A 25,091-nucleotide genomic window follows, 5' to 3' on the forward strand; every position below is an offset into this window, starting at 1 on the left:
ACCATCTCGTGCTCGGCAGCGCCATCGATCTCGGCTGCCCCGTCCGCATCCTGCAAGGCGCGCAGGACCCTGATGTGCCCTGGCAGCACGCCTTCGCGCTGACGCACCGCCTGCCGGCCGACGACGTCGTGCTGACCTTGATCCAGGACGGCGACCACCGCCTCTCGCGCCCGCAAGACATCGCGCGCATTCTTGCCGCGGTGGCCGAGATCGGGTGAAATCGCCACCCAGCACTCGGTGTCATCGCCCGACTTGATCGGGCGATCCAGTATTCCAGAGGCGGTCGTGCTCAAGCCGAGAAGCCGCGGCGTACTGGATGCCCCGGTCAAGCCGGGGCATGACAGAGAATGGGAGGGGAGAAACGCCGATGACCACCACAGCCATGCTGCGCGCCTTCTGCGATGCCGTCGAGCAGCGCAACGGCCGCGCGTTTGCCGAGCTCTTCACCGAGGGCGGCGTCTATCACGACGTCTTCTACGGCGCGTTCGAAGGCCGCGAGAAGATCGCCGCGATGATCGACGACTGGTTCTATCGCACGGCGACCGATTTCCGCTGGGACATGCATGATCCCGTCACCAACGGCGCCACGCTCTATGCGCGCTACACCTTCAGCTATCGCTCGACCTTGCCGGAAGCGAAYGGCGCGCGGGCGATGTTCGAGGGCGTTGCGATCATGACGCTGAAGGACGGCAAGATCGCTGCCTATCACGAGGTCGCCAACACCGCGCCGGCGTTTGTCGATTTGAAGTTTGCAGCCGAACGGATTGCCAAGATCGTCGCCAAGCAGGGTGCGGCGCTGAAGGCGCGGCCGGAGATGAAGCGGCATCTGGCGTAGCTGTCATTCCGGGGCGCGCCTCTTGGCGCGAGCCCGGAATCCATCGGGCCGCAAACATCGTGGAGGAATGGATTCCGGGCTCGCGACTTCGTCGCGCCCCGGAATGACGACGGAGACTACCGCTTCGACGGATTCGCCATCGGCTTGCGCTGCGCCAGTGCGGCGACGGTGGCGGTGCCGATCGGGCCCTGTTCGTCGTAGAGCCAGCATTCGCCGATCGCGACACCGTCCGTGCCGTGATGGTTCACCACATCGAAGCCGATCCAGTTCGTCACCGGCAGGCGGTGCAGATAGATCGTGACGTCGCTGTTGATGTAGCCGAGCCCCTTGTCGCCGGCGTTCGCGAACGGGCTCGCGAAATCGGCGCCAACCGCGACATGGACGAACGGCGTCATCGGCACGCCGGCAACGAGCTCGCGCACCTCGCTCATCCAGAGCCGGCGCGGACCGAGCGAGCCCATATGGCCGACGATCGGCCGCGTCGTCCATTTGCCGTTCATGCCGAGCCTGGGATCGGTCGGCTTGGGAATGTCGGCCGGCTTCGGCACGTCCCAGTTCGGCGGCGACCAGATATTGCCGTCGGGATTCTGCGTTTTGCGCAGCAACTGACAGGAGGCGCGCGCCATGCCGACGCCGCCGGAGACGAATTCCGCCTCGACCACRCGGATGCGCAGTCCGTCGCGCACCAGCCGCGTCGTCACCTCGATCGGCTTGTCGATGGTCGGCAGCCGAAACATGTCGACGGTGAGCCGCGCCGGCACGAATTCGGGGCCAGAATGGCGCTCCTCGATGGCGAAGCCGAGCAGGCCGACGATGACGCGTCCGTGCAGCGATTTCGGATCCCATGGACCATTGGCAACTTCCGTCGGATGGAAAGTATCGCCGTCGCGGGTGAAGAAAGGCATGTTTGTCATAACGCGCGAGCTTGAAGGAACGCGCGGGGAAATCAAGGGTGGGGGCTCGCGTGGTCAGCGGTGGCGCATGCTTCCCCACACGCCACTGTCATCGTCCGCGAAGGCGGACGATCCAGTATTCCAGAGGCAGTAGTGATTGAGCCGATAGGCCGCGGCGTACTGGTTGCCCCGCCTTCGCGGGGCATGACACCGAGAATTAGGAGGCGGCTTGCCATTCCTCGCGCACACTGTCGTCGTGTTCGTTGGAAATCGCATTTGCCCCGAGCGCCTCAAACTCCTGCCGCGCCACCAGCTGCCCCAGCGCCCACACCGCCGCGCCACGCACCAGCGGGCTCTCATCACCCAACAATCGCCGCGCCTCCTCCGCGAGCGCCGCTTCGCCCGAATTGCCGATCGCGATCAGCACATTGCGCAAGAAGCGGTCACGGCCGATGCGCTTCACCGGCGACTTCGTGAACAGCGCACGAAACGCCGCATCATCGAGCCGCGCCAATTCGGCAAGGCCCGGTGCACGCAGTTCGTCGCGCGCGGCGAGCCTGGCCTCGCGTCCCGCTTGCGCGAACTTGTTCCAGGGGCAGGCGGCAAGGCAATCGTCGCAGCCATAGATGCGGTTGCCGATCGCCTTGCGAAATTCGCGCGGGACCGGTCCCTTGTTCTCGATGGTGAGATACGAGATGCAGCGGCGCGCATCGAGCTTGTAGGGCGCGGGGAACGCCGCGGTCGGGCAGATGTCGAGACAGGCCCGGCACGAGCCGCAATGATCGATCTCGGCAGCGTCGCGCGGCAAGTCGAGCGTGGTGTAGATCGCGCCGAGAAACAGCCATGAGCCGAACTCGCGCGAGACGAGATTGGTGTGCTTGCCCTGCCAGCCCAGATGCGCGGCCTGCGCCAGCGGCTTCTCCATCACCGCGGCGGTGTCGACGAACACCTTCACTTCCGACGGCGCGGTCGCGACCAGCCAGCGCGCCAGCGCCTTCAGGCGCTTCTTGATCAAATCGTGATAGTCGTCGCCCTGCGCGTAGACCGAGATCGCCGCGCGCGTGCGCTGCTCGAGGATCGCGAGTGGATCTTCGTCGGGACCGTAGTTGACGCCGAGCATGATCACGCTGCGCACGTCCTGCCACAGCCCGCGCGGATCGACGCGGCGCTCGGGCTGCGCTGCGAGCCAGTCCATGTCGCCATGGCCGCCGGAGGCGATGAATTCGAGGAAGTGCTTTCCGGCAGTCTCGATCGAGCCGGGCTCAGTCACGCCGATGCAGTCGAAGCCGAGCGTCTTTGCCTCGGCCGTCAACTTCGTCTTCAGTTCAGACAGATCGGCCGAGCTCAGAAATCCAGGTCCACATAGGTCCGCGACGCCGGCACGCCGGCGAGCCATTCGCTCAGCAGCGGGCGGAACGACGGGCGGGATTTCACCCGCGCGTACCACGCCTTTGCTGCGTCGTCCTCGCTCCATGGCACGTCGCCCAGATAGTCGATCGCCGAGAGATGCGCCGCGGCGGCGAGATCCGCGTAGGTGAGCCGGTCGCCGGCGAGGAAGTTACGCGTCTGCGCCAGCCAGCCGATATAGGCCAGATGATAGCGCACATTCGCCTTGGCCGCGCGCATCACGTCGGCCGAAGGCGCGCCGCCGCCGTTCTCCTCGCTCATGAAGCGCTTGTAGATCCGCTCGGTGACGAGAGGGTGCGAGACCTCCTCGAAGAACTTCTCGTTGAACCAGGCCATCAGCCGGCGCACCTCGACGCGCTCGCCAAGCGTCTCCGGCATCAGGCGCTTGGGTCCCATCCCGGCGCCGTAGGCCTCGTCGACATATTCGGCGATGATCGCTGCGCCCGGTATCGGCGGCTGTTCCTCGTCCACCAGGACCGGCGTGGTGCCGGCGGCATTGAGCAGCAGGAATGCCTCGCGCCGTTCCCAGCTGTGCTCTTCGACCAGTTTCAGGTCGAGCCCGTATTCGCCCACGATCAGACGGATGAAGCGCGAATGCGGACAGAACGGATGATGAAACAGCGTAAACATGAAGCCTTTGACTATTTGATGGTGCTTAAGATTCCATCAATGTTTGTGCGGCGCCACACTAGTCCTTCAAAACCGCGAAGCAAGACCGTGATGATCGTATTTTGCGATTGCAGCATGGGGACGAATAGGCGAGAAGAACCCCGCTTTTCCAGCGGAAATGGACCGTAAATATGTCAGATGCAATACGGGCAGTGATCCTCGGCATCATCGAGGGTGTGACCGAGTTCCTTCCCGTTTCCTCGACCGGCCACCTGCTGCTTGCGGAGCGCTTTTTTCATCTCGGCGAAGGCGCCTTCTGGGATTCGTTGACGGTTCTGATCCAGTTGGGTGCGATCCTCGCGATCGTCGGGCTCTACTTTAGGAAGCTCTGGGATGTCGTGATCGGCTTCTTCACGGGCGACACCTATTCGCGCCGTTTCGTGATCGGCGTGCTGGTGGCGTTCCTGCCGGCTGTCGTGGTCGGCCTCGTCGCCGGGAAATACATCAAGAGCGTGCTGTTCAATCCGTGGGTCGTGTGCTTCACGCTGATCGTCGGCGGCGCCATCCTGCTCTGGGTCGACAAGCTCGACCTCAAGCCGCGCGAGCATGACGCCACCCGGTTTCCGCTGCTGATGTATCTCTACATCGGCATCGCGCAGTGCGTGGCGATGATCCCGGGCGTGTCGCGCTCCGGCGCCAGCATCGTCGCCGCCATGCTGTTGGGTGCGGACAAGCGCGCGGCGGCGGAGTTCTCGTTCTTCCTCGCGATCCCCACCATGATCGGCGCGTTCGCCTACGACTTCTACAAGAACCGCTCCGAGATGACGATGGACCACATGGGCATCGTCGCGATCGGCTTCGTGGTCTCGTTCATCACCGCGATCATCGTGGTGAAGACGTTTTTGACATACGTCACCCGCCACGGCTTCGTGGTGTTCGCCTGGTGGCGCGTCATCGTCGGCACGCTCGGCCTGATCGCGCTGGCATTGGGGCGCTGACGTCCGAAGACGTCGACGCGCCAAGGCGCGCAAATTCCGGCGATTGTGGGATTCGCACTGCGGCCACGGCGGCGGTGCACTCCCTCGCCCCGTTTCTTACGGGGAGAGGTGAAAAAGAGCCTCAAACGCTCATGCGCTGGAACTGCCCGGCGGCGCGGAAGCGCCAGAGATATTGCGGAGCGATCGCTTCCAGCGAATCCGGCGTGATGTCGAGGCCTTCCAGCGTCAGCCCAGCCGTCTTCGCCGCATCCGACACGACATTGTCGCGCTCGAGCAGCGTGACCTGGTCGGGCGTCAGCTTGAACGCGCCCGGCGCGAATTGCAGGAAGTTGGCCTGGAAGCGGGCAAGTCCGAACGGCAGCGGCACCAGCATCGGCTTGCGAGCGGTGATCTCGAGGATGGCCTCGATGATCTCGCGCATGGTCAGCACTTCCGGCCCGCCGAGCTCGTAGGTCGCGCCCGCCTTGGCCTTGCCGTCGACCGCATCCGCGATCGCGGTGGCGACGTCGCCGACATAGACCGGCTGCATCCGGGTCCTCTCGCCGATCAGCGGCAGCACCGGCGACATCCGGGCCAGCGCCGCAAAGCGGTTGGTGAACTGGTCCTCGGGGCCGAACATCACGGAGGGACGGAAGATCGTGGCCGAGGGCACCGCGGCCAGCACCGCCGCCTCGCCGGCCGCCTTGGCCTTGGCATAGCGCGAGGGCGATTCCGCGTCGGCGCCGATCGCCGAGACATGCACCAGGCGGGCCCCTGCGGCGGCCGCCGCCTTGGCGACGGTCTCGGCGCCCTTGGCCTGGACGGCGTCGAAGCTCTGTTTGCCACCCTCGGTGAGGATGCCGACCAGGTTGATCACGACATCCGAATCACGCAGCGCCGCCTCGACCGAGGCCGGGTAGCGCAGATTGGCCTGCACCACATGGACCTGCCCGACCTTGCCGGAGGGCTGGAGGTATCCAGCCAGTTCCGGCCGCCGCACCGCGACCCGGACCCGGTAATCGCGCTTGCACAGCGCCCGGACGACATTCCGGCCCAAAAACCCCGATCCGCCGAAAACCGTGACGAGAGTTTCCAGATTCGATGCCATGGGGATCTATTCCTGAGGGAGAGTGCGCCTGACGAGGCTTGTATCGGGCCGGTTTGCGATGCGCAATCCGCAAGCCGAAACATGGCTCAAGCATGAATTGACAACGGCGTCACTGAACCGTAGTAACCGCCTCCGTGCCCCAAACGGCATGCCCAGGTGGTGGAATTGGTAGACGCGCTGGCTTCAGGTGCCAGTGGCTTAACGGCCGTGAAGGTTCGAGTCCTTTCCTGGGCACCACCCCCAACCCAAGTGGTTGAAATCGCTCATTTGCAGGGAATTTGAGCCGCTGACCGGTACATAACACCGGGGCACAGCGTGTATGAACTATCGAACGGCCTACCTCGCGCCGTCCAGGACTGTTGGCGATTAGCCCGAAGTCGACATTTATTCACGTGGTCCGGTCAGCAGCACAACACACGGCTATCCGATGTCACGTAACGTACGCGAGGTCAGACCGTAGAATTTCAGATGAACCCGATTCATCTGCTCGACTGATCCGAAGCCGCACCTGGCCGCAACCGTCTTAAGCGGCAAAGTCGAGGTCCGAAGATGGTGACGTGCCGTATCGGCACGAAGCCGTTTAACCGTCTCGGCGGGCGGCACACCGATCAACCTTCGATATTTGCGTGCGAATGTTCGCTCGCTCATGCCCGCCTGAGCCGCAAGCACGGGAACGCTTAGGTCGCGGCGGATATTGCCCAAGATCCATTGGTGAAGCTCCGCAAAGGCTCCCGCTTTGTCATGGTCGATGGTTTCGATGAATTCGCTGAATTGCGACTGGTTGCCTGGTCGCTTGACGTAAAGGACCATCCGCCTGGCCGTGACTGCGGCGGCTTCATCGCCGTGGTCATTCGCGACAAGCGCGAGGGCGAGGTCGATGCCGGCGCTTATGCCTGCGGAAGTCCAGATTTTGCCGTCGCGCACATACATGGCATCGCGGTCGACCGTGACATCGCGGAAGTTCCGTTGGAGGTTGTCGCAATCGACCCAATGCGTTGTCGCTCGCTTGCCCGCAAGCAACCCGGCCCGCGCGAGCAGGAATGCACCGTTGCAAACGGAGCAGATCCGCTCCGCCTCGTCCACGTGGCTCCGCAACCAGTCGATCAGAAGGAGATCCTGCGACGCCGCTTCGACGCCCTTTCCTCCAACCACCATAACCGTCGTTCTGGGCATCAACGCGGACGGCAAAGGCTCGGCATCGATCGCCAGTGACAAGGAGCCCTTTACCCGATTGGGACCGGACGACACGACGGAGACCCGGTAATCGATTGGCAGCCCTGTTGCGACATTGCGCGCATGTTCGCTTGCCGAAAGGAACACCTGCATCGGGCCGGCGAGATCGAGAACTTGGAAGCGCTCAAAAGCCAGAAAGACAACATGCCGAGGGGTTGCCGAGGCCGGTGGGAGCATTGGCAGAAAATACGACAAGTTTGGCGAATATGCCAGTCGCAGTCGGCGTAACTCGGACAAGGTTTAAGCCAAGCGAGGATGAGAGATGATCTACGAGTTGCGCACCTACCACACTCTGCCGGGCCGGATGCCGGCACTGCTGAAGCGTTTTGAGACGCGGACACTGAAGATTTGGGAGCGGATGGGCATTCGCCAGCTTGGCTTTTGGCGGACCACGGTCGGACCGTCACACCTTGAGCTCGTCTACATCCTTGTCTGGGACTCGCTCGCGGAGCGGGAGCGTCTTTGGGGTGCCTTCGTAGCGGACGCCGAATGGCAGGAGGTCGCCGCTGCCTCGGAGGTCGACGGGCCAATTCTCGCGAATATCACGAACTCCTTCATGAGCCCAACAAGCTTCTCGGCCCTGCAATAAGAGAGGCCTCGGACAGGAGCGTATCGTCTACGATGCCTTCCCAGACATCGTAGCGACGGACATCGGATTCGGTCCCCAAATCGAGCTGCTTCCAATCATCGGAGCTAGCCGGGCGGCGATATCGACATCGCCGCCGCGAGGGTTTTGCCCTCAGACGACGCTCCTCCCCGCCTTCTCCGCCACCGATTTCTGCACAAAATACATCGCGACCAGCGTGATGATCGTCGTCGTGACGACGACGTAGCCGATCCGCTCGAAATGGAGCAGCGAACCATCCGGTTGCTGCGCGATGATCGCGCCGGCGAGCGCCGAACCGAGCCCGCCGGAGAGCTGCTGGAGCGAGGCGCTGATCGCGCTGAAGGAGCCGCGCTGGGTCTGGTCGGGGATCGCCGATATCAGCGCCTGCGACGGGATCATGCGCGAGAAGATGCCGACGAACAGCAGCACGTTGACGATGATCGCGGTCACCAGTGAGACGTGGCCGAGATGGGTGTAGATCAGCACCATGATGACGGTCATCACGCAGCCGAACACGAAGGTCGGGTATTTGCCGAAGGCGTCGCTGGCGCGGCCGACCAGCGGCCCGGTGACGATGCTGAACAGGCCGGAGACCAGATAGATCGTCGGCAGATGCGCGATGTCGATGCCGATATTGTTGACGGTGAAGGCGCTGGAATACGGCATCAGCATGTAGCCGCCCGTCGCCAGCAACGTCGTGACCGCGAAAGCCAGCGTGTAGCGCGGCTCGAAGATGGTCGCGACCAGATGATGGATCGGGTTTCTGTCCTGCTTGAGCCGTAGATGCGCATCGACCGGCTCCATGACGAAGGCGATGACGGCGATCGTGACGATCGACAGGCCGACGATTGCAAAGAAGCAGACATGCCAATCCCAGCGATTGGCGAGAAACAGCCCGGCGGGAACGCCGAGCACCTGGCTCGCGGCGAACGCCGTCTGGACGAATCCCATCACGCGGCCGCGCAAGTGCAACGGAAACAGGTCGGTGATGATGGCCAGCACGACCGAGCCGATTACGCCGCCGAACAGTCCGGTCACGATCCTGCCGAGCAGCAGCACGTGGTAGGTCTGCGCCATTGCGCAGAGCAGCGTCCCGAGCGTGAAGCCGACATAGAAGAACAGCAATATGCGCTTGCGATCGAAGCGATCGGCAAAGCCGGCGGCCAGGATGCCCGACAGTCCCGCGCTGAACGCGTAGGCCGACACCGCGACGCCGAATTGGGTGGCCGTGATGTCGAGCGCGGGCATCAGGATGGCGCCGAGCGGCGACATGATGATGAAGTCGAGGATGATCGTGAACTGCGTGAACGCGAGCAGCGCGATGAGGAGGGACTGGTAGCGCGAAAAGCCGCGCGGGCGGTCCTGTTGATCGTCGATCGGCGCAGCGAGCGTCTGTTCGGTCATGACATCCTGTTGGTGGCGAGCGGGCAAGGCGCGGGGGACCGGCCACAGATGGGGTGGGCCGGGACGATTTTCACGGGGCGCATGACGCAAGTTCTGCCGGACCGTGAAGCTCGCGCCGGGTTGTGGGATCCATGCAACAGCCCGGGGAGCTAGAAACCGTCCATCTCCGTTCGCAACCTCGATCGGGTCCACGCACCTGCCGCGAGATGCGCGGCGGCGATCCGCCCGGGCCTGGGAGGGCATGACCGCGGTTGCGCGGACGGCCAGCAATGGCTACATCGCGGGCCATCCGAATTAGCCTATTGTGTCGACAGACCGATTCGACCCGAGGTTTTGAAACGCCATGACCGTACGCCTGCACCGCGGCGACCTGCCCGACCTGTCCCGCTACACCGGAGCGGTGGCGATCGACACCGAGACCATGGGGCTGAACCCGCATCGCGACCGGCTCTGCGTGGTGCAGCTCTCGCCCGGCGACGGCAGCGCCGACGTCGTGCAGATCCCCAAGGGCCACACTGACGCGCCGAACCTGAAGGCGCTGCTGGCCAATCCCGCCATCACGAAGATCTTCCACTTCGCGCGGTTCGACGTCGCCGTGCTGTACCAGAGCTTCGGCGTCATGACCGGGCCGATCTACTGCACCAAGATCGCCTCCCGTCTGACCCGCACCTATACCGACCGCCATGGCCTCAAGGACCTCGTGCGCGAGGTGCTCAATGTCGACCTTTCCAAGCAGCAGCAGTCCAGCGACTGGGGCTCCGACAGCCTGACCGAGCCGCAGCTCGCCTATGCCGCCTCGGACGTGCTGCACCTCCATGCCTTGCGCGAGCGGCTCGACGCCATGCTGGTGCGGGAGGGACGCACGGCGCTGGCCAAGGCCTGTTTCGACTTCCTGCCGACCCGCGCCCTGCTCGATCTCCAGGGCTGGCAGGAAGAGGACATTTTCGCGCATTCCTGACACCTCAACCGGCGGCTAGGTTGGGCCAATCGCCCCGTTTCGGACACTTTCGTATCGGCCTGTCCGAGGCTGCATAATCAGGCGGCGCCGGGTACAATGGCGTGCACTTGACCGGACAAGGCGAGCGACACCTCAGGAGCCCAGGTGAATTCGGCCCAGAATCCCACCTACGACGCCGCGCTCGCGGCGAAGTTTGCCAGCGCGGCGCGCCATAGCCGTCTGGTCCGGATTCTGCGTGTCGCGGTCCCGGGTGCGGTGCTGTTATCCCTGGCCGCCATCGTCGGCGTCTCGGTCTTCAATCCATTTCGCATGCTGCTGCCGAAGCTGCCGCTCGATTCCGGAAACATGGTGGTGTCGGGCACCAAGATCACGATGGAATCGCCGCACATGTCCGGCTTCACGCCGGACCAGCGGCCCTACGAGCTCTGGGCCAAGACGGCAACGCAGGACATTACCGACCCCGACCATGTCGACCTCAAGGATCTGCGTGCGAAAGTGCTGATGGAGGACCAGTCGACCCTGTTCCTCGATGCCCGCACCGGCCGCTTCGACAACAAGCAGCAGCAGCTCGACCTGCACAAGGACATCTTTCTTCGCACCTCGACCGGCTATGAGGCGCGGCTGAACTCCGCCTTCGTAGACATGAACAAGGGCACGGTTTCGTCGGACGAACGCGTCGACGTCAAGCTGACCAACGGCACGCTGACGGCGGATCGGCTGCGCATCACGGAAGGTGGCGATCTGATCCGCTTCGAGGGCAATGTGGTGATGCATCTGGACAAGCTGGATGACCCCGCCGTTGCTCAGCCCGCGCCGGCCGAGCCGGCGCCGCCGGTGAAGACACGTACGCCGCAGAACAAATCCGCCAATTCAAAGTGATTTTCATGATCAGGTTTTTCCCGCGCAACGACAGCAAACGGTGCGCCGCCATCGGTGCGGCCGCGCTGGCGGTCGGCGTCGCGCTGATGGCAACGGGTGCGGCCATTGCACAGAGCACGATGCAAGGCGTGCCGAACGCGATGCAGGGCTTCTCGCAGAACCGCGATCAGCCGATCCAGATCGAGGCCGCTTCGCTCGAGATGCGCGACAAGAAGAAGGAGGCGACCTTCGCCGGCAATGTGAAAGTCATCCAGGGCGACACCACCATGACCTCGAAGACGCTGGTGGTGTTCTACGAGTCGGGTGGCGGCGACAAGCCCGCCACGCCGCAGCCCGCGGCGAAGGGGGCCAAGGCGGCGCCGATGCAGTCGGCGACGCCGGGCCCGGGCGGCAGCTCCTCGATCAAGCGGCTGGAGGCGCGCGGCAATGTCGTGGTCACCCAGAAGGATCAGGTGGTGACCGGCGACACCGCCGTGTTCGACACCAAGACCAATCTCATCACCATGCTCGGCGGCACGGGCGGCCAGGTGGTCCTGACGCAGTGCAAGAACGTGCTGCGCGGCGACCGTCTGATGGTCGACATGACGACGGGCGTGTCGCGCGTGGAATCCGACAATGGCAGGGTGCAGGCCCTGCTGCCGCAGGGCGGCGGTAGTGATTGTGGCCAGGGGGGGCAGGGCGCCAAGCCCGGTGCGGCGTCGCCCCTGCAATTGCCCGGCGCAACTAAACCGAAGCAAACTCAATAGCTTGTGTCGGACGCTCCCGATCTGAGGTTGAAGCTTGCCCGGCGAGACTGTATCTAGCGCGCAGGGCTTTCGAAGCGGGGTCCGCCGCTTATCGGGCGTGTTTCACTGGGCATGAGACATCCCTTCACTCATGTTGCGCCGGCGAATCGTAACGCCGGTGCGGCAGATCGCGCGTAGACCGCGCAAGAAACTGCGCGAGGCTAGAAGGCGGGGATGGTCGATCTTTTCAGCATGTTCCGTCGGCGCCCCGCCAAGCGCGGCCGGCCAGGATTTGCACGTGGGGACATCACCGCGCTCGGTGACAGCGTCGGCGGGCTGGTGGCCAGCCCGGTGCGGGATGCGCCGCCGATCGCCCGGGACCAGCCGATGCATGCGCCCGACCAGTTCCAAGGCGATTATCAAGCCGACTTCCCGGCCGACTATCAAGCCGAGCCGCCGCGGGCCCAGGCGGTTCACCCCGTCAGGGCCGCCGGCAGGCCGAACGGCGCCGGCGGGCCGCAGCTTCTGAAGCGGCCGGGCTTCCTGGCTGTGCATAGCGTGGAAAAGGCCTTCGGCAGCCGCCAGGTGGTGCGCGGCGTCAGCATTTATGTGCGCCGGGGCGAGGCGGTCGGCCTKCTCGGCCCGAACGGCGCCGGCAAGACCACCGTGTTCTACATGATCACCGGCCTGATCAAGGCCGATCGCGGCGCGATCGAGCTCGACGGCCACGACGTCACCAAGCTGCCGATGTATCAGCGCGCGCGGCTCGGCATCGGCTATCTGCCGCAGGAAGCCTCGATCTTCCGCGGCCTCACCGTCGAGCAGAACATCCGCGCTGTGCTCGAAGTGGTCGAGCCCTCGCGCAAGAAGCGCGAGCAGCAGCTCGACTCGCTGCTCGACGAATTCAACATCACGCGGCTGCGCAAATCGCCGTCGATCGCGCTGTCCGGCGGCGAGCGGCGCCGCGTCGAGATCGCGCGCGCGCTGGCGACGCGTCCGAACTACATGCTGCTCGACGAGCCCTTCGCCGGCATCGATCCGATCGCGGTCGGCGACATTCAGGACCTCGTCCGCCATCTCACCAATCGCGGCATCGGCGTGCTCATCACCGACCACAATGTGCGCGAGACGCTCGGCCTCACCGATCGTGCCTATATCGTCTATGCCGGGGAAATCTTGACCGAGGGCAGCCCGGATGAGATCGTCGCCGATCCGGACGTTCGCCGCCTTTACCTTGGCGAGGAATTCCGCCTCTAGCCCGTTTTTCGATTTCGTCAAGCCGTGTACATCGGGCTCGGACTAGGATAAGCAAAAATCGGACCAACTTTTTGGGATCGGTTCTTGCTTCATGGCGCTCACGCAGAGATTAGAGTTCCGGCAATCGCAGTCGCTGGTCATGACGCCGCAGTTGATGCAGGCGATCAAGCTGCTGCAATTGTCCAATCTCGATCTCACGACCTTCGTGGAAGAGGAACTCGAGCGTAATCCGCTGCTGGAACGGGCCAATGACGAGGCCCCCGGCGGGGAAGCCCCGGCCGAGGCCGGCCAGTTCAGCGATTCCGACGGCGGCCACAACGACGAGCCCGGCGGCGGTCCGGGCGAGGCGTTCGAGCCGGGCCAGGAAGAATGGATGAGCAAGGATCTCGGCACCCGCGCCGAGATCGAGCAGACCCTGGACACGGGCCTGGACAACGTCTTCTCCGAGGAGCCGGCCGAGGCCGCGGCGCGCAACGCCCAGGACGCGGCGCCGACCACCTATACGGAATGGGGCGGCGGCGCCTCCGGCGACGAGGACTACAATCTCGAGGCGTTCGTCGCCGCCGAGGTCACGCTCGGCGATCATCTCGCCGAACAGCTCTCGGTCGCATTCACCGCACCCGCCCAGCGCATGATCGGCCAGTACCTGATCGATCTCGTCGACGAGGCCGGCTATCTGCCGGGCGATCTCGGCCAGGCCGCCGAGCGGCTTGGCGCCTCGCAAGCCGACGTCGAGGACGTCCTGGCCGTGCTGCAGAAATTCGATCCGCCCGGCGTCTGCGCGCGCAATTTGAGCGAATGCCTGGCGATCCAGCTCCGCGAGCTCGACCGCTACGATCCCGCGATGCAGGCGCTGGTCGAGCATCTCGATCTTCTCGCCAAGCGCGACATCGCGGGCTTGCGCAAGGTTTGCGGCGTCGACGACGAGGACATCGCCGACATGATCGGCGAGATCCGCCGTCTCAACCCCAAGCCCGGCATGAAGTTCGGCTCGGCGCGTTTGCAGACCATGGTGCCCGATGTCTATGTCCGCCCGGGTCCTGACGGCGGCTGGCATGTCGAGCTCAACAGCGACACCTTGCCGCGCGTGTTGGTCAACCAGACCTACTATTCCGAGCTGTCGAAGAAGATCGGCAAGGACGGCGACAAGTCCTATTTCACCGACGCGCTCCAGAACGCCACCTGGCTCGTGCGTGCGCTCGACCAGCGCGCCCGCACCATCCTGAAAGTTGCAACCGAGATCGTGCGCCAGCAGGACGGCTTCTTCACCCACGGCGTCGCGCATCTGCGGCCGCTGAATCTGAAAGCCGTCGCCGACGCCATCCAGATGCATGAATCCACGGTGTCGCGCGTCACCGCCAACAAATACATGGCGACCAATCGCGGCACGTTCGAGCTGAAATATTTCTTCACCGCCTCGATCGCATCGGCCGACGGCGGCGAGGCGCATTCGGCCGAAGCCGTGCGCCACCACATCAAGCAGCTGATCGATTCGGAAGCGCCGGCCGCGATCCTGTCGGATGATACCATCGTGGAACGGTTACGCGCCTCGGGCATTGATATTGCCCGCCGCACGGTCGCGAAGTACCGCGAAGCCAYGCGCATTCCATCCTCGGTGCAACGCCGCCGCGACAAGCAGAGCGCTCTTGGTAACGTCCTCTCTACCGCAATGTCCGATCGCTCGCGCAACCCTGAGCCGGCCTGATTGCGCTGGCGCCAAATCGCGCTACTCTCGACCTCCCATCGAGACCGATCCATGCGTGCGCATGATCCGGACCCGGAGGGCCGTGCTGGCGCAAAATGTGCAGCGGTTGTCCGCATGGATCACGCGCAGACAAGAACCTAACCAGATGAGGTTCACATGACTCTCCGCATTTCGGGAAAGAGCGTCAGTGTCGGCGACGCCCTGCGCGGCCGCGTCTCCGACCGGACCGAAGAGGTCCTGCGCAAATATTTCGACGGCAATTATTCCGGCCATATCACGCTGAGCAAGGATGGCTTCGGCTTCCGGACCGATTGCGCGCTGCATCTCGATTCGGGAATTACGCTGGAGGCCGATTCGAACGCGCCGGATGCCTATGCCAGCGCCGACCAGGCCCTCGTGATGATCGAGAAGCGGCTCAAGCGCTACAAGAGCCGGCTCAAGGACCGCTCGGCCCGCAAGGCCCATGTCGCCTCCGCCGCGCTCGCCGCCATGGATGCCACCAGCTACGTGCTGGAGGCGCCGGGCGAGGGTGAGGACGAGGACGAGGTCACCGGCTACAGCCCGGTGATCATCGCCGAGGCAACCACCTCCCTGAAGCAGCTCTCGGTCAGCGAAGCCGTCATGGAACTCGACCTCAGCGGGGCACCCTGCCTGGTATTCCAGCATGGCTCCAGCGGCCGGGTGAACATCATTTACCGCCGGGCCGACGGCAATGTGGGCTGGATCGACCCGCCCGGAGGCAAGGCAGATGGCAAAGTGGGCGGTTAGGGCCGGATTCGGGCCCCGTACGATCCGCAGGCCTTAACAATGACCGGGGCAAAGCCGCACGCAGGAGTTGGCACCGGGATTGCGTTGGAGTAGAAGCGCCCCACATCAGGACCGGGGCTAAGTCCCCCTCCTGCTTCACCTTCTTGACGCCGGCCCGGCGTGGTTCTCTCCAAGCTGGCCAATTCGGAACCTGACGGTTTAATTCACCTCGGAAACCCTCCATGCCGATTACCGATCTGGTCGCACCCGAGGCGATTCTCCCGGCATTGAAGGTCAACAGCAAGAAGCAGGCCTTGCAGGAACTCGCGGCCAAGGCTGCCGAGCTGACCGGGCAGAACGAGCGCTCCGTGTTCGAGGTGCTGCTGCAACGGGAAAAGCTCGGCACCACCGCGGTCGGCTACGGCGTCGCCATTCCCCACGGCAAGCTGCCCAAGCTGGAAAAGATCTTCGGCCTGTTCGCGCGCCTCGACCGCCCGATCGATTTCGAGTCGATGGATGGCCAGCCGGTCGATCTCGTCTTCCTGCTGCTCGCCCCCGAAGGCGCCGGCGCCGACCATCTCAAGGCGCTCGCCCGCATCGCCCGCCTGCTGCGCGACCAGGACATCGCCAAGAAGCTCCGCGCCTCGCGAGACGCCCAGGCGATCTATTCGGTGCTCGCACTGCCGCCGGCGAGCGCGGCGTAGCTCCCCCATTCGAACCCGAGCCGCACTGTCTGCGACTTATCTCGCAGCCGGGGCCGCGATGTCGTCCCCGAGGATTCGTGTTCGATCCGGGGATTTTGAGACATGAGTTGCGGTTCGACAGGGCGCGTCTTCGGTCTGCTCTGCTCTCTCTCCATCGCCGTGACGGCCGCGGCCCGTGCCGACGATGCGTCGAACGATCGCATCATCGCGGAAACGACCGGGATCATCGCCACAGACCAGGGCAATGCGGCCGCCTATGAAAAGCGCGGCGAAGCCTACTTCAACAAGCGCGACAGGGATCATGCCTTCGAGGATTGCAGCGCGGCGATACGGATCGATCCGAATTTCGCGCGGGCTTATCAGTGCCGGGGGCTCACCTATTCCGTCAAGGGCGAGCGGGATCTCGCCCTGGCGGATTTCAACGAGGCGATTCGCCTCGATCCAAATTACGGGGCGCCATATACCTGGCGCGGCATCGAGCATTTCAACAAGCGCGACTACGATCTGGCGATCACGCACCTCACCGAGGCCATCGAGCGCGATCCCGCGCAAGCCTATCGGGCCCTCGTGATCCGCGGACAGTCGTACGGGGCGAAGGACGACTACGACCATGCCGTCGCCGACTACGAGGAGGCGATGCGTCGCAATCCGGCCGCCGCATGGCCCTATGAGCTGCGTGGCCTCGTCCATCTCGACAAGGACGAGACAGACCAGGCGCTCGACGACTGCAGCAACGCGGTCCGTCTCGAGCCCAATGCCGCCGGCGGTCACTATTGTCGGGCTATCGCCCTCCTGAGGAAGGACGACATGGACGGCGGCATCCACGAGCTGGATGAAGTGATACGGATCAAACCCGCTTACGTGAAGGCATACAGCGCCCGCGCCCCCGCGTGGCTCAGGAAGGGTGATATGCGCCGAGCCATTGCCGATCTCGACGAAGTGATCCGGTTGCAGCCGGAAAATGCGAAGACCTATGGCTATCGCGCCGGCGCGCTCCGCGAAATCGGAGAGCACATGCGTGCGCTCGCCGACTTCAACGAGGCGCTTCGGCTCGATCCCAAAAACCCGGAGATCTTGGCCAATCGCGGCCTCCTCTACATGATGATGTCCGACGCCAAACACGCGCGCGCGGATTTCAACAGCGTGCTCGCGCTGCCACTGAGCGACAAATGGGCCTACGACACGGCCCRCGAAGGGCTTGGCTTTCTGAAGTGATGGCAGTAGCGCTCGCCGCTGCCTCATACTCCGTCATTGCGATCGCAGCGAAGCAATCCAGACTGCCTCCGCGGAAAGATTCTGGATTGCTTCGCTGCGCTCGCAATGACGATGCCTGACCTTCGTTGGCGCCGCTCGTTTGCTTCAGCAGACCGTCGGCAGCAGGCGCCGGGCTTCGTCGAGCAGTTCGGGAATCGCCGTCTTGTCACCCGCGAGGTGCTTGAGCAGCGCACTCTGGAATAGACCGTCGAACAGCGCATAGAGCGCGGCCGGCGACGACGCCGGCCGCTTGCCGCCGAACTCGGCATAGCGGGAGGCGATGCGCCAGATCATCGCTTCCAGGCTCTTGTCGATCTCGAGTACATCCTTGCGAAACGCCGCCTCGAACATCGCCTGCGAGCGCAGGTCGTACCAAAGGCGGTGCATCCGGGCTTCGTTCTGCAGCGTTGCCGCGAGCTTGGCGAGGAACCCCTCCGTCAGTTCGTCGCGGCTCGTTGCTGTCGCGACGACCTCGTCATATCGCGTCACGCACTTCGCCTTGTAGTGGCGGACGCAGCAGCAGATCAGGTCGAGCTTGTCGCTGAAATAATAGTGGAACACGCCGTGCGTGAATGCCGAGTTCTGCGCGATTTCGCGCAGGCTGGTGCGTGCGAAGCCGAGCTCTCCAAGCGTTTCGAGCGCGGCCTCGGCAAGCTCGATGCGCCGCGCGTTGAACTTCTCGTCGCGCAGCACCTCGGCCGCATCAGCCATACGCCGGGCCGCCCCCGTCACCTGCCGCGCCATCTCGTCCCTTCCTCAGTCCCGTTCTTTCAAGGACTTCTACCGCGTCGACCGCGGAATGCGCCATCCCCTCACAACCACTTCCTTTGACAACTGTCAAATTCGTTCTTGACAAGTGTCAAGATTCTGGCGGAGCTTCGCATCAAGAATTTGGACAGTCGTCAAGACGTCCGACCATGGAGGAACGCTTCGCTGGGTGCCGCCGAAAGGCCTGCGCCCATCGACCTGGTGCGCGCCGATTGGCGCAGCACGAATCGATCACCAGCAACGGAGGAGTGCGTCATGAGTGGGAAGAGCCTTGCAGGCAGGAAAGCCCTGGTCACCGGCGGTGCCCGAGGGATCGGCGCGGCCATCGCGCAGGCATTGGCGCGAGCCGGCGCCTCGATCATGATCGCCGACATCCTGGAAGAGACCGGCCGCGCCAGCGCAGCCGCTATCGCGAAGGAAGACGTCGCCACGGGCTTCGTCCAGCTCGACGTCACCGACGACGCTCAATGGGAGCGGGCGGTTGCCAAGACCGTCGCAACCCTCAGCGGCTACGACATTCTGATCAACAATGCGGGCATCGAGATCACGTCGCTGATCTCCGAGGTCAAGGCCGAGGACGCGCGGCGGATGTGCGACGTCAATATCGTCGGCACCGTGCTCGGCATGAAGCACGCCTTCCGTGCCATGCGCCCCGGCGGGCCGGCAGGCAAGGGCGGCGCCGTCGTCAACATCGCCTCGGTTGCGGCAACGATCGCCTTCCCGAGCATCGCGGTCTACTCCGGCACGAAGTCCGCGGTCGACCGCATGACGCGGGTCGGAGCGATGGAAGCCGGCAAGCTCGGTTTCGGCGTGCGCGTCAACTGCATCTATCCGGGCCTGATCCCGACCGACATGGGCATGCAGCTCGCCAACGACATCGTCAAGGTCGGGCTCGCGGCTGACGTCAACGCCGCAGTCGGCTCGGTGGTGGAGCAAACCCCGCTCGGCCGTCTCGCAGAGGTCACGGACATTGGCGATGCCGCGGTGTTCCTGTGCTCGAACGAGGCGCGCTTCATCACCGGCATCGGACTGCCGGTCGATGGCGGCATGGGCATGTAACGACAAGGCCGACAACAAGCATTTCGGAGGAACGCAATGAGCGAGAAGAAGCCCGTCATCGTCTATGGCGCTTCCGGCTATACCGGCCGGCTGGTCTGTGAATACTTACGCGAATACAACATCCCCTTCATCGCCGCCGGCCGCAGCAACGAGAAGCTCAACGCCGCGATGAAGTCGAATGTCGCGGGCATCGAGACCGCCGACTACGAGGTGGTCAAGGTGCCGCACACCGTGCCTGCGCTGACTGAATTGTTCAACGGCGCCTCGGTGGTGCTCAACACCGTGGGTCCCTTCGCCAAGTTCGGCGGCGAAGTGGTGCAGGCTTGCCTCGCTTCCAAGTGTCACTACACCGACACCACCGGCGAGCAGGACTGGCTGATCACGCTCGAGCAGGAGTGGGGCACGAAGTTCGCCAATGCCGGCCTGCTGCTGGCGCCGGGCATCGCGCAGATGTACACGACCGGCGAGATCGCAGCTCAGCTCTGCCTGGAGACGCCTGGCCTCGACACGCTTGATATCGCCGTGTTCTGGGGTGGCAGCCCGACCATCGCATCGACGCAGACCATTTTGGTCAACGCCGCGATGGCCAAGGCCTACTACCTGGAGCAGAACAAGTACGTCGAGCATCAGCCCGATGCCGGCCTCTACAACCTCGCCATCCCCGGCCAGCACGAGCTGGCGTTGGCGCTGCCCTGGGGCGGCACCTCGCATCCGGTGTGGTTCAAGCGTGATCCGCGCGTGGCCAACGTGAAGGTGCTGGGCGGCGTCTTCAACCGCGCGCTGATGCTGGGCGTGCCGCAGATCGTCGCCGCCGCGCTGCAGGCGACCAAGGACATGAACCCCGACGACCGCTACGCCGCATTGGCGCAGACCGCTGCCGGCGTGATGAACACCATGCCGCCGCGCGAGAACCCGCGCGTCAACAAGTCGCTGGATTCGGTGCATGCCTCCGGCCCGTTGGGGCGCGCGCACTGCATCATCTACGGCAACAGCAACTACAAGCAGACCGGCTTGCTGCAGGCCTATGCCGCGGCGCACCTGCTGCAGCAGCCACCCAAGCGCGTGGGCTTCGCCTCTGGCTGCCAGGCGTTCGGCCATCACGAGCTGCTCGGGCAATTGCGCAGCTTCGGGCTCGTCAGCAAGCCTGTTCTGACCGTGCACGATTAGGTCAATCTGGGTGGCGCGGTCCTCCGCGTCACCCGCTGCCGCTTCGGGAGCGAACATGCGCTTCATCGACTATCTCGACAAAGGTGCCTCGCTCGGCGCCGACGCGCCGTGCCTCACCATGGATGGACGCGACCTCGGCTATGGCGAGGTGCAGCGGCTGAGCTACCGGTTTGCGCGCGGGCTCGCGCGATCGGGAATTGCTGCCGGCGAGAAGGTCGCAATCCTCTCCGGCAACGATCCGGTCGCGTTTGCCTGCGTGTTCGGCATTTCCCGCGCCGGCTCGGTCTGGTGCCCGATCAATCCGCGCAACGAGGCGGCCGAAAACCGGATCATCCTCGACCAATTCGACTGCAGCCTGCTGCTGTTTCATTCGAGCTTCGCGCCAATGGTCGAGGCGGTGCGTGCGGAGCTGCCAAAGCTGCGCGCCCTCGTCTGCCTCGATGCGGAGTTACCCTTCGCGCCTTCGTTCGACAGCTGGCTCGCCGGCCTCGCCGACGACCACTATCAACGCGAGACGATCGACGATCTCGCGATGCTTCCGGGCACCGGCGGCACCACCGGCAAGCCGAAGGGGGTCATGCTGTCGGGCCGCAACATCGAGGCCATGACGGCACTGACGCTGATGGGCTATCCCTTCAAGGGCCGCCCGATCTATCTCGCGCTCGCGCCGCTGACCCACGCGGCCGGCGTGCTGTGTTTCCCGATCATGGCGCTCGGCGGCCGCATCGTGATCATGCATCACCCCGACATCGCCGAATTCCTCGATCTGATCGAGCGCTACCGCGTCACGCACACCTTCCTGCCGCCGACCGTGATCTACATGCTGCTCGATCATCCGAAGCTCGACTCCGCGAAGCTCGGGTCTCTGCAATGCTTCTGGTACGGCGCGGCGCCGATCTCGGCCGCGCGGCTTGCGGAGGCGCTCCAGCGTATCGGGCCGATGGCGCAGTTGTTCGGTCAGACCGAAGCGCCGATGATGATCTCGATGATGGCACCTCACGAGCATTACAATGCCGACGGCACGATCGCGATGGAGCGTCTCGCCTCGGCCGGGCGGATCAGCCCGCTGGTGCAGGCCGGCATCATGGATGGCGACGGCAATCTGCTGCCGACCGGCGCCCGCGGCGAGATCGTGGTCCGCGGCTCGCTGGTGATGGAGGGCTATTACAAAAATCCCGAGGCCACGGCGGAGGCCTCCGCGCATGGCTGGYACCACACAGGCGACATCGGCTACATCGACGACGACGGCTACCTCTATATCGTCGATCGCGCCAAGGACATGATCATCACCGGCGGGTTCAACGTCTACTCGATCGAGGTCGAGAACGCGCTGCGGGCGCATGAGGCGGTGCAGGATTGCGCCGTGATCGGGCTGGCGGACGAGAAATGGGGTGAGCGGATTGTCGCCGTGGTGCAGCCCCGCGCCGGCCAGAGCGTCGATGCGACGGCGTTGGCGGCCTTCGTCAAGCAGCGGATCGGCAGCGTCAAGACACCCAAGCAGATCGAAGTCTGGGACGATCTGCCGCGCTCCAAGGTCGGCAAGGTGCTGAAGCCGGACATCCGCGCGCGGCTGGCGGATCGCTCGGGCGACTGAGCCTTGTACTCATAGACATAACGTCCGCTTTCGAAGTGCCGACTCAACCCCGTCGACTTAACGCAGGCGTTAAATCTCTCTGCTGGGTTTCAAATCCTGGCCTGGGGACGCTATGCCCGCTACGAGGGGCGGACCGGACGTGGGTCGCTAGTTCGGGAATGTTTGCAAATGAACCCGTAGCCGACACAGGGCAAGGCATCCCCCTTGAAACCCCGCGTTGCCCGATGAGGGGTTCTTTTGATCGACCAATTTTGTTGCCCACTTACAGCCCTTAGTCGTCTCTAGGCTACTTAGAACACCACCGATTTAAACCAATGGAAATGGGTATCCAGGGCGACAGCTAGGTTGCCTAACGAGACGATGATGCCGACAATCGTGACCACAGTTGGCAGATTGCCAATTTCGTAAGTTTTGGTGCTTCCAGCCGTGGTTTTTACACGCAACAAGTCGGGCATTCTGAGATCCTCCCCTGATGGTTGAATTAGTCGCTGGCACATCAGGGGTACTCGGGCGTGCCGTCTCGTTCAATATAGCGGCATTACCCTTGAGGTAGATATAATCTCAAGTTCTCGTGAAGGTTGCTTCATCACGCGCAGGCGTTCTGCGTGATCCTTTTACAGCCCCTCAGCTCTCAACCTACGCATAGAGCGTGAGGCCCCGGCAAATGCTATCGCCGAACAAGAAACGTCACATATTGTCGGTGTCTGTTATTGGCCCGTCGTGACAATTGTAGGAGGTCTTGCTGAGGTTTGTTGTCGGAGGCAGAGCCGACTTGATTTGCTCACCGCAGGTATTGCGGCTCGTGACCCGAAGCTGACGTCGTCCCCGGCCACAAGCCGGTCTCGCCAAAACATGATGTCGCAGAACAAATGGTTTTATTTTGTTCGACATGTAAGGAATGGCTTTGTTGAGCCTTTCCTTATTCCGGCTGCCAAGGACGAATGATGAGCGCCGACCGCATTGAGATACGCCGCCTCGTACAAATCGACGCCGTCCTATATCGGGGCATTCGGCTGGAGGCCCTCCAGGCTAACCCGGAAGCGTTCGGTAGTACTTTCGAGGTCGAAAATGCACAACCTCTGAGTTGGTTCTCGGATCGGCTCGGCGCTTCTACAATGCTCGGCGCGTTCCGTAACGCAGAGCTGGTCGCCGTTGCCGGCTTCGCTGTCCAGCAGGGCCAGAAAAGTGCGCACAAAGGCATACTTTGGGGAATGTACGTTCGACCTGGCGCAAGGAAGGCCTCGGTCGGTCGCCGGCTAGTTGAAGCGATATGTGATCTCGCACGTGAACAGGTTGAGCTCATCCAACTCTCCGTCGTGCGGGACAACGAGCAAGCACGAAACCTGTACGCGAGGCTGGGCTTTCTGGAGTACGGCGTGGAGAAGAACGCACTAAAGCAAGACGGTCGCTACTACGACAGTGTTCTTATGGCAAAGGATCTATTGGAATAATCCTGGCAAAAAGCGGCTGTTGAGGGCGACTACCGCGATTGCGCTTTATTGCAACCGTTACTTTCGTGACGTTTCGATTGTCTGCGCCGGGGCTGATTGCGGAAGTTGACCCTGGTCACCGAGGTCCGGAATTGGCCCGAAGCTGAATGCCGCAGGAGCCACCAGCACTTCCGCTATTTTGGGGAAGACCCGACGCAACGGGGCCTTGCGCTGACCGTCGCTTTTGACCCATTGCGGACCTCAGGCGCCGATACAACGTGCGGCGGAACGCCCAAGCTCAACTGCGAGGACGAGCGGCCACAGGCAACCTTGATATGTGTAGGCCTGTCTGCATCCTGCCTAAGCTGCGATAAGCATGTCGAGCCATATCAAGAATGCCCCTATGGCCACCAACGCTAGGAATGCAACGCCCAGCCATACTGATCTGCGCCACGAAGCGTAGTACTCCCTTGAGAACTGGCTAGGGTGAGGGTGCCGGAGTGAGAACAGGCTGCCGCGCCGATCCCACCACTCGCCGGCTCTGAAGAACGCGGTCCCGACTCCAAGAGCGAAAACTACGACAGCGCATCCGAAGTCAGCAAACATCAGCAAATGAAGAACGTCGCGCAGCAGTTCGCGGAACATACGATCAACCCTAGCTCATCTTCATCGGCGTGCTCATATCAAACAACGCCTGCAGTGTCGTCTGTTGGCCTTTAGCTGACGTGCCGCGGCCGGGTTTCTTTGTCCGGTTTCGGGGATGAAGCAGCATGTCGGGAGCTGAAGCGACAGCTTCAGGAAGACACACCCTCATCGCGCGAGGGCTCGTCATCTGGCGGGCGCAAAAAAAAACGCGGGCCGCCTCGAGGCATGCCCGCGTATTTGAATTCGTCAACCGCGCAACGACTGCGCGCGCGTACGCTCAGTGCACGCTCACCGCCTGCAACTCGTTGCTCCAGGCATTGGCGACTGCGGCTTCGCGGCTGTCGGTCAGCATGATCGGCGTGCCGTCGGCGGCGTGGAGTGCGAAGAGCTTGAGGCCCGGCGCAATCTTCGGAGCCTCGGGAAACAGGCCCGGAACGTCTTCGGAGCGGATCTGCTTCACATAGGCGATATGGCCTTCGCCGAGGGTTGCCAGCGTCTCCGGAGAGACGTTCTTGGCTTCGTATTCGAACGCAACGTGACCTTCACTCATGGTCTCGACTCCTTCACAGAAACTAAGCGGTCGAGTCCGCTACTCGTTCCATTATTCGTGCTCATTGATAGCGATTGTCTTAACGATCCTCTCCGGTTCAGGCCGGGCAAGATCGACCGACAACAGCCCGTTCTTCAGATCCGCTCCCAGCACGAGCATCCCCTCCGCCAGCACGAAGGTGCGCTGGAAGTGGCGCGCGGCGATGCCGCGATGGATGTATTGCCGGGCCTTGTCGTCCTGCTGCCGCCCGCGGATCACGAGCTGGTTTTCCTCAATGGTTACATCGAGTTGGTCGCGGGTGAATCCGGCGACCGCCAGCGTGATGCGCAAACGCTCGGGCTGGCCGTCCGACCGGTCGCACCTCTCGATATTGTAGGGAGGGTAACCGTCGGCGCCTTTGACGACCCGATCGAGCACGCGCTCGATCTCGTCGAAGCCCAGAAGGAACGGACTGGATAACGTGGGAACACGAGACATAGTTTACAAAGTCCTCTCGAAGCGACTTTGGCATTTCAGGGCCCGGAAGCGGCGCCCCTTGGTCAGCAATATGGTCATAACCCCGTGTCGGTTCAAGGA

At 63.5% G+C, this 25,091-nt stretch carries 25 protein-coding genes, 1 tRNA gene and 1 pseudogene; 17 read left to right on the forward strand and 10 right to left on the reverse strand.

The features are described 5' to 3' along the window. Together AC1D00_RS00720 and AC1D00_RS00725 are read left to right on the forward strand one after the other, a co-directional pair. Positions 1 to 218 (forward strand): annotated as a pseudogene (locus tag AC1D00_RS00720) (alpha/beta hydrolase); the annotation flags it as partial. Positions 219 to 367: 149 nt separating this feature from the next. Beyond that, complete coding sequence (locus AC1D00_RS00725; RefSeq protein WP_477009331.1) at positions 368 to 835, forward strand: nuclear transport factor 2 family protein; 468 nt, start codon at positions 368 to 370, stop codon at positions 833 to 835. A gap of 116 nt (positions 836 to 951) precedes the next feature. Here AC1D00_RS00725 and AC1D00_RS00730 read toward each other — a convergent pair whose 3' ends face one another. The 3 genes from AC1D00_RS00730 to AC1D00_RS00740 form a co-directional block, all read right to left on the reverse strand. Beyond that, complete coding sequence (locus AC1D00_RS00730) at positions 952 to 1,749, reverse strand: acyl-CoA thioesterase domain-containing protein (RefSeq protein ID WP_477009332.1); 798 nt, start codon at positions 1,747 to 1,749, stop codon at positions 952 to 954. 196 nt (positions 1,750 to 1,945) lie between these two features. After that, complete coding sequence (gene queG / locus AC1D00_RS00735; RefSeq protein WP_135178699.1) at positions 1,946 to 3,124, reverse strand: tRNA epoxyqueuosine(34) reductase QueG; 1,179 nt, start codon at positions 3,122 to 3,124, stop codon at positions 1,946 to 1,948. Next, the gene (locus AC1D00_RS00740; protein WP_477009333.1) at positions 3,073 to 3,765 is read right to left on the reverse strand and encodes a glutathione S-transferase family protein; all 693 of its coding nucleotides are present in this window, start codon (positions 3,763 to 3,765) and stop codon (positions 3,073 to 3,075) included. Before AC1D00_RS00740 ends, queG begins: the two co-directional genes overlap by 52 nt. A 170-nt stretch (positions 3,766 to 3,935) precedes the next feature. On the opposite strand from AC1D00_RS00740, the gene AC1D00_RS00745 reads away from it, so the two are divergent. Further along, on the forward strand, positions 3,936 to 4,742 hold the full coding sequence (locus AC1D00_RS00745; protein WP_477009334.1) for an undecaprenyl-diphosphate phosphatase: 807 nt from the start codon (positions 3,936 to 3,938) through the stop codon (positions 4,740 to 4,742). 121 nt (positions 4,743 to 4,863) lie between these two features. Here AC1D00_RS00745 and AC1D00_RS00750 read toward each other — a convergent pair whose 3' ends face one another. After that, positions 4,864 to 5,829: a complex I NDUFA9 subunit family protein gene (locus AC1D00_RS00750; RefSeq protein ID WP_477009335.1), complete on the reverse strand. Its 966-nt coding sequence runs from the start codon at positions 5,827 to 5,829 to the stop codon at positions 4,864 to 4,866. Positions 5,830 to 5,979: 150 nt separating this feature from the next. Here AC1D00_RS00750 and AC1D00_RS00755 point away from each other — a divergent pair. Continuing rightward, positions 5,980 to 6,066, forward strand: a tRNA-Leu gene (locus tag AC1D00_RS00755). A gap of 183 nt (positions 6,067 to 6,249) precedes the next feature. Here AC1D00_RS00755 and AC1D00_RS00760 read toward each other — a convergent pair. Next, positions 6,250 to 7,257 carry a GlxA family transcriptional regulator gene (locus AC1D00_RS00760; protein ID WP_477009336.1) on the reverse strand — a complete coding sequence of 336 codons (1,008 nt, stop codon included), beginning with the start codon at positions 7,255 to 7,257 and terminating at the stop codon, positions 6,250 to 6,252. A 67-nt stretch (positions 7,258 to 7,324) separates the two neighbouring features. Here AC1D00_RS00760 and AC1D00_RS00765 point away from each other — a divergent pair, with 67 nt between their 5' ends. Then, positions 7,325 to 7,651, forward strand: a complete 327-nt coding sequence (locus AC1D00_RS00765) for an NIPSNAP family protein (protein ID WP_135178715.1) — start codon at positions 7,325 to 7,327, stop codon at positions 7,649 to 7,651. A gap of 150 nt (positions 7,652 to 7,801) precedes the next feature. Here the strand turns inward: AC1D00_RS00765 and AC1D00_RS00770 are convergent, their stop codons facing one another. Further along, positions 7,802 to 9,073, reverse strand: a complete 1,272-nt coding sequence (locus tag AC1D00_RS00770) for an MFS transporter (protein WP_135178717.1) — start codon at positions 9,071 to 9,073, stop codon at positions 7,802 to 7,804. A 343-nt stretch (positions 9,074 to 9,416) separates the two neighbouring features. Here AC1D00_RS00770 and AC1D00_RS00775 point away from each other — a divergent pair, with 343 nt between their 5' ends. The 8 genes from AC1D00_RS00775 (at position 9,417) to AC1D00_RS00810 (ending at position 17,263) form a co-directional block, all read left to right on the forward strand. Beyond that, positions 9,417 to 10,031, forward strand: coding sequence for a ribonuclease D (locus tag AC1D00_RS00775; RefSeq protein WP_027543721.1), 615 nt, complete (start codon positions 9,417 to 9,419; stop codon positions 10,029 to 10,031). A gap of 144 nt (positions 10,032 to 10,175) precedes the next feature. Then, positions 10,176 to 10,910 (forward strand): LPS export ABC transporter periplasmic protein LptC, encoded by a 735-nt coding sequence (lptC, locus tag AC1D00_RS00780; protein ID WP_404551558.1) that lies wholly within the window; start codon positions 10,176 to 10,178, stop codon positions 10,908 to 10,910. A 5-nt stretch (positions 10,911 to 10,915) separates the two neighbouring features. Beyond that, positions 10,916 to 11,656: an LptA/OstA family protein gene (locus tag AC1D00_RS00785; protein WP_477009337.1), complete on the forward strand. Its 741-nt coding sequence runs from the start codon at positions 10,916 to 10,918 to the stop codon at positions 11,654 to 11,656. 213 nt (positions 11,657 to 11,869) lie between these two features. Then, positions 11,870 to 12,892, forward strand: a complete 1,023-nt coding sequence (gene lptB / locus AC1D00_RS00790; RefSeq protein ID WP_092190322.1) for an LPS export ABC transporter ATP-binding protein — start codon at positions 11,870 to 11,872, stop codon at positions 12,890 to 12,892. Positions 12,893 to 12,983: 91 nt separating this feature from the next. After that, entirely contained in the window at positions 12,984 to 14,597 is a 1,614-nt protein-coding gene (gene rpoN, locus AC1D00_RS00795) for an RNA polymerase factor sigma-54 (protein ID WP_477009338.1), read from the forward strand. Between the two features lie 156 nt (positions 14,598 to 14,753). Beyond that, positions 14,754 to 15,365 (forward strand): ribosome hibernation-promoting factor, HPF/YfiA family, encoded by a 612-nt coding sequence (gene hpf / locus AC1D00_RS00800; RefSeq protein WP_135175199.1) that lies wholly within the window; start codon positions 14,754 to 14,756, stop codon positions 15,363 to 15,365. A gap of 221 nt (positions 15,366 to 15,586) precedes the next feature. Further along, a complete protein-coding gene (ptsN, locus tag AC1D00_RS00805) occupies positions 15,587 to 16,048 on the forward strand; it encodes a PTS IIA-like nitrogen regulatory protein PtsN (RefSeq protein WP_135175198.1) in 462 nt (153 codons plus the stop codon). A gap of 102 nt (positions 16,049 to 16,150) precedes the next feature. Then, positions 16,151 to 17,263, forward strand: a complete 1,113-nt coding sequence (locus AC1D00_RS00810) for a tetratricopeptide repeat protein (RefSeq protein WP_477009339.1) — start codon at positions 16,151 to 16,153, stop codon at positions 17,261 to 17,263. Positions 17,264 to 17,407: 144 nt separating this feature from the next. On the opposite strand, the gene AC1D00_RS00815 is transcribed toward AC1D00_RS00810, so the two are convergent. After that, on the reverse strand, positions 17,408 to 18,046 hold the full coding sequence (locus tag AC1D00_RS00815; RefSeq protein ID WP_477009340.1) for a TetR/AcrR family transcriptional regulator: 639 nt from the start codon (positions 18,044 to 18,046) through the stop codon (positions 17,408 to 17,410). A 279-nt stretch (positions 18,047 to 18,325) separates the two neighbouring features. Between AC1D00_RS00815 and AC1D00_RS00820 the strand changes: the two genes are divergently transcribed. From AC1D00_RS00820 to AC1D00_RS00830, 3 genes are read left to right on the forward strand one after another with little or no spacing between them, the layout of a single operon-like run. Next, positions 18,326 to 19,129: an SDR family NAD(P)-dependent oxidoreductase gene (locus tag AC1D00_RS00820; RefSeq protein WP_477009341.1), complete on the forward strand. Its 804-nt coding sequence runs from the start codon at positions 18,326 to 18,328 to the stop codon at positions 19,127 to 19,129. A 36-nt stretch (positions 19,130 to 19,165) separates the two neighbouring features. Continuing rightward, positions 19,166 to 20,296: a DUF5938 domain-containing protein gene (locus AC1D00_RS00825; RefSeq protein WP_477009342.1), complete on the forward strand. Its 1,131-nt coding sequence runs from the start codon at positions 19,166 to 19,168 to the stop codon at positions 20,294 to 20,296. Positions 20,297 to 20,351: 55 nt separating this feature from the next. Further along, complete coding sequence (locus tag AC1D00_RS00830) at positions 20,352 to 21,890, forward strand: AMP-binding protein (protein WP_477009343.1); 1,539 nt, start codon at positions 20,352 to 20,354, stop codon at positions 21,888 to 21,890. A 290-nt stretch (positions 21,891 to 22,180) separates the two neighbouring features. On the opposite strand, the gene AC1D00_RS00835 is transcribed toward AC1D00_RS00830, so the two are convergent. After that, positions 22,181 to 22,345, reverse strand: a complete 165-nt coding sequence (locus tag AC1D00_RS00835; RefSeq protein WP_167770880.1) for a hypothetical protein — start codon at positions 22,343 to 22,345, stop codon at positions 22,181 to 22,183. A 489-nt stretch (positions 22,346 to 22,834) separates the two neighbouring features. Here AC1D00_RS00835 and AC1D00_RS00840 point away from each other — a divergent pair, with 489 nt between their 5' ends. Beyond that, positions 22,835 to 23,341, forward strand: coding sequence for an N-acetyltransferase family protein (locus AC1D00_RS00840; RefSeq protein ID WP_477009344.1), 507 nt, complete (start codon positions 22,835 to 22,837; stop codon positions 23,339 to 23,341). 901 nt (positions 23,342 to 24,242) lie between these two features. On the opposite strand, the gene AC1D00_RS00845 is transcribed toward AC1D00_RS00840, so the two are convergent. Together AC1D00_RS00845 and AC1D00_RS00850 are read right to left on the reverse strand one after the other, a co-directional pair. Continuing rightward, positions 24,243 to 24,515, reverse strand: coding sequence for a BQ00720 family protein (locus tag AC1D00_RS00845; RefSeq protein ID WP_011083553.1), 273 nt, complete (start codon positions 24,513 to 24,515; stop codon positions 24,243 to 24,245). A gap of 51 nt (positions 24,516 to 24,566) precedes the next feature. Continuing rightward, positions 24,567 to 24,992, reverse strand: a complete 426-nt coding sequence (locus AC1D00_RS00850; protein WP_477009345.1) for an Hsp20 family protein — start codon at positions 24,990 to 24,992, stop codon at positions 24,567 to 24,569. Positions 24,993 to 25,091: the final 99 nt, after the last annotated feature.

Source organism: Bradyrhizobium sp. P2_E8 (genome assembly GCF_056403875.1).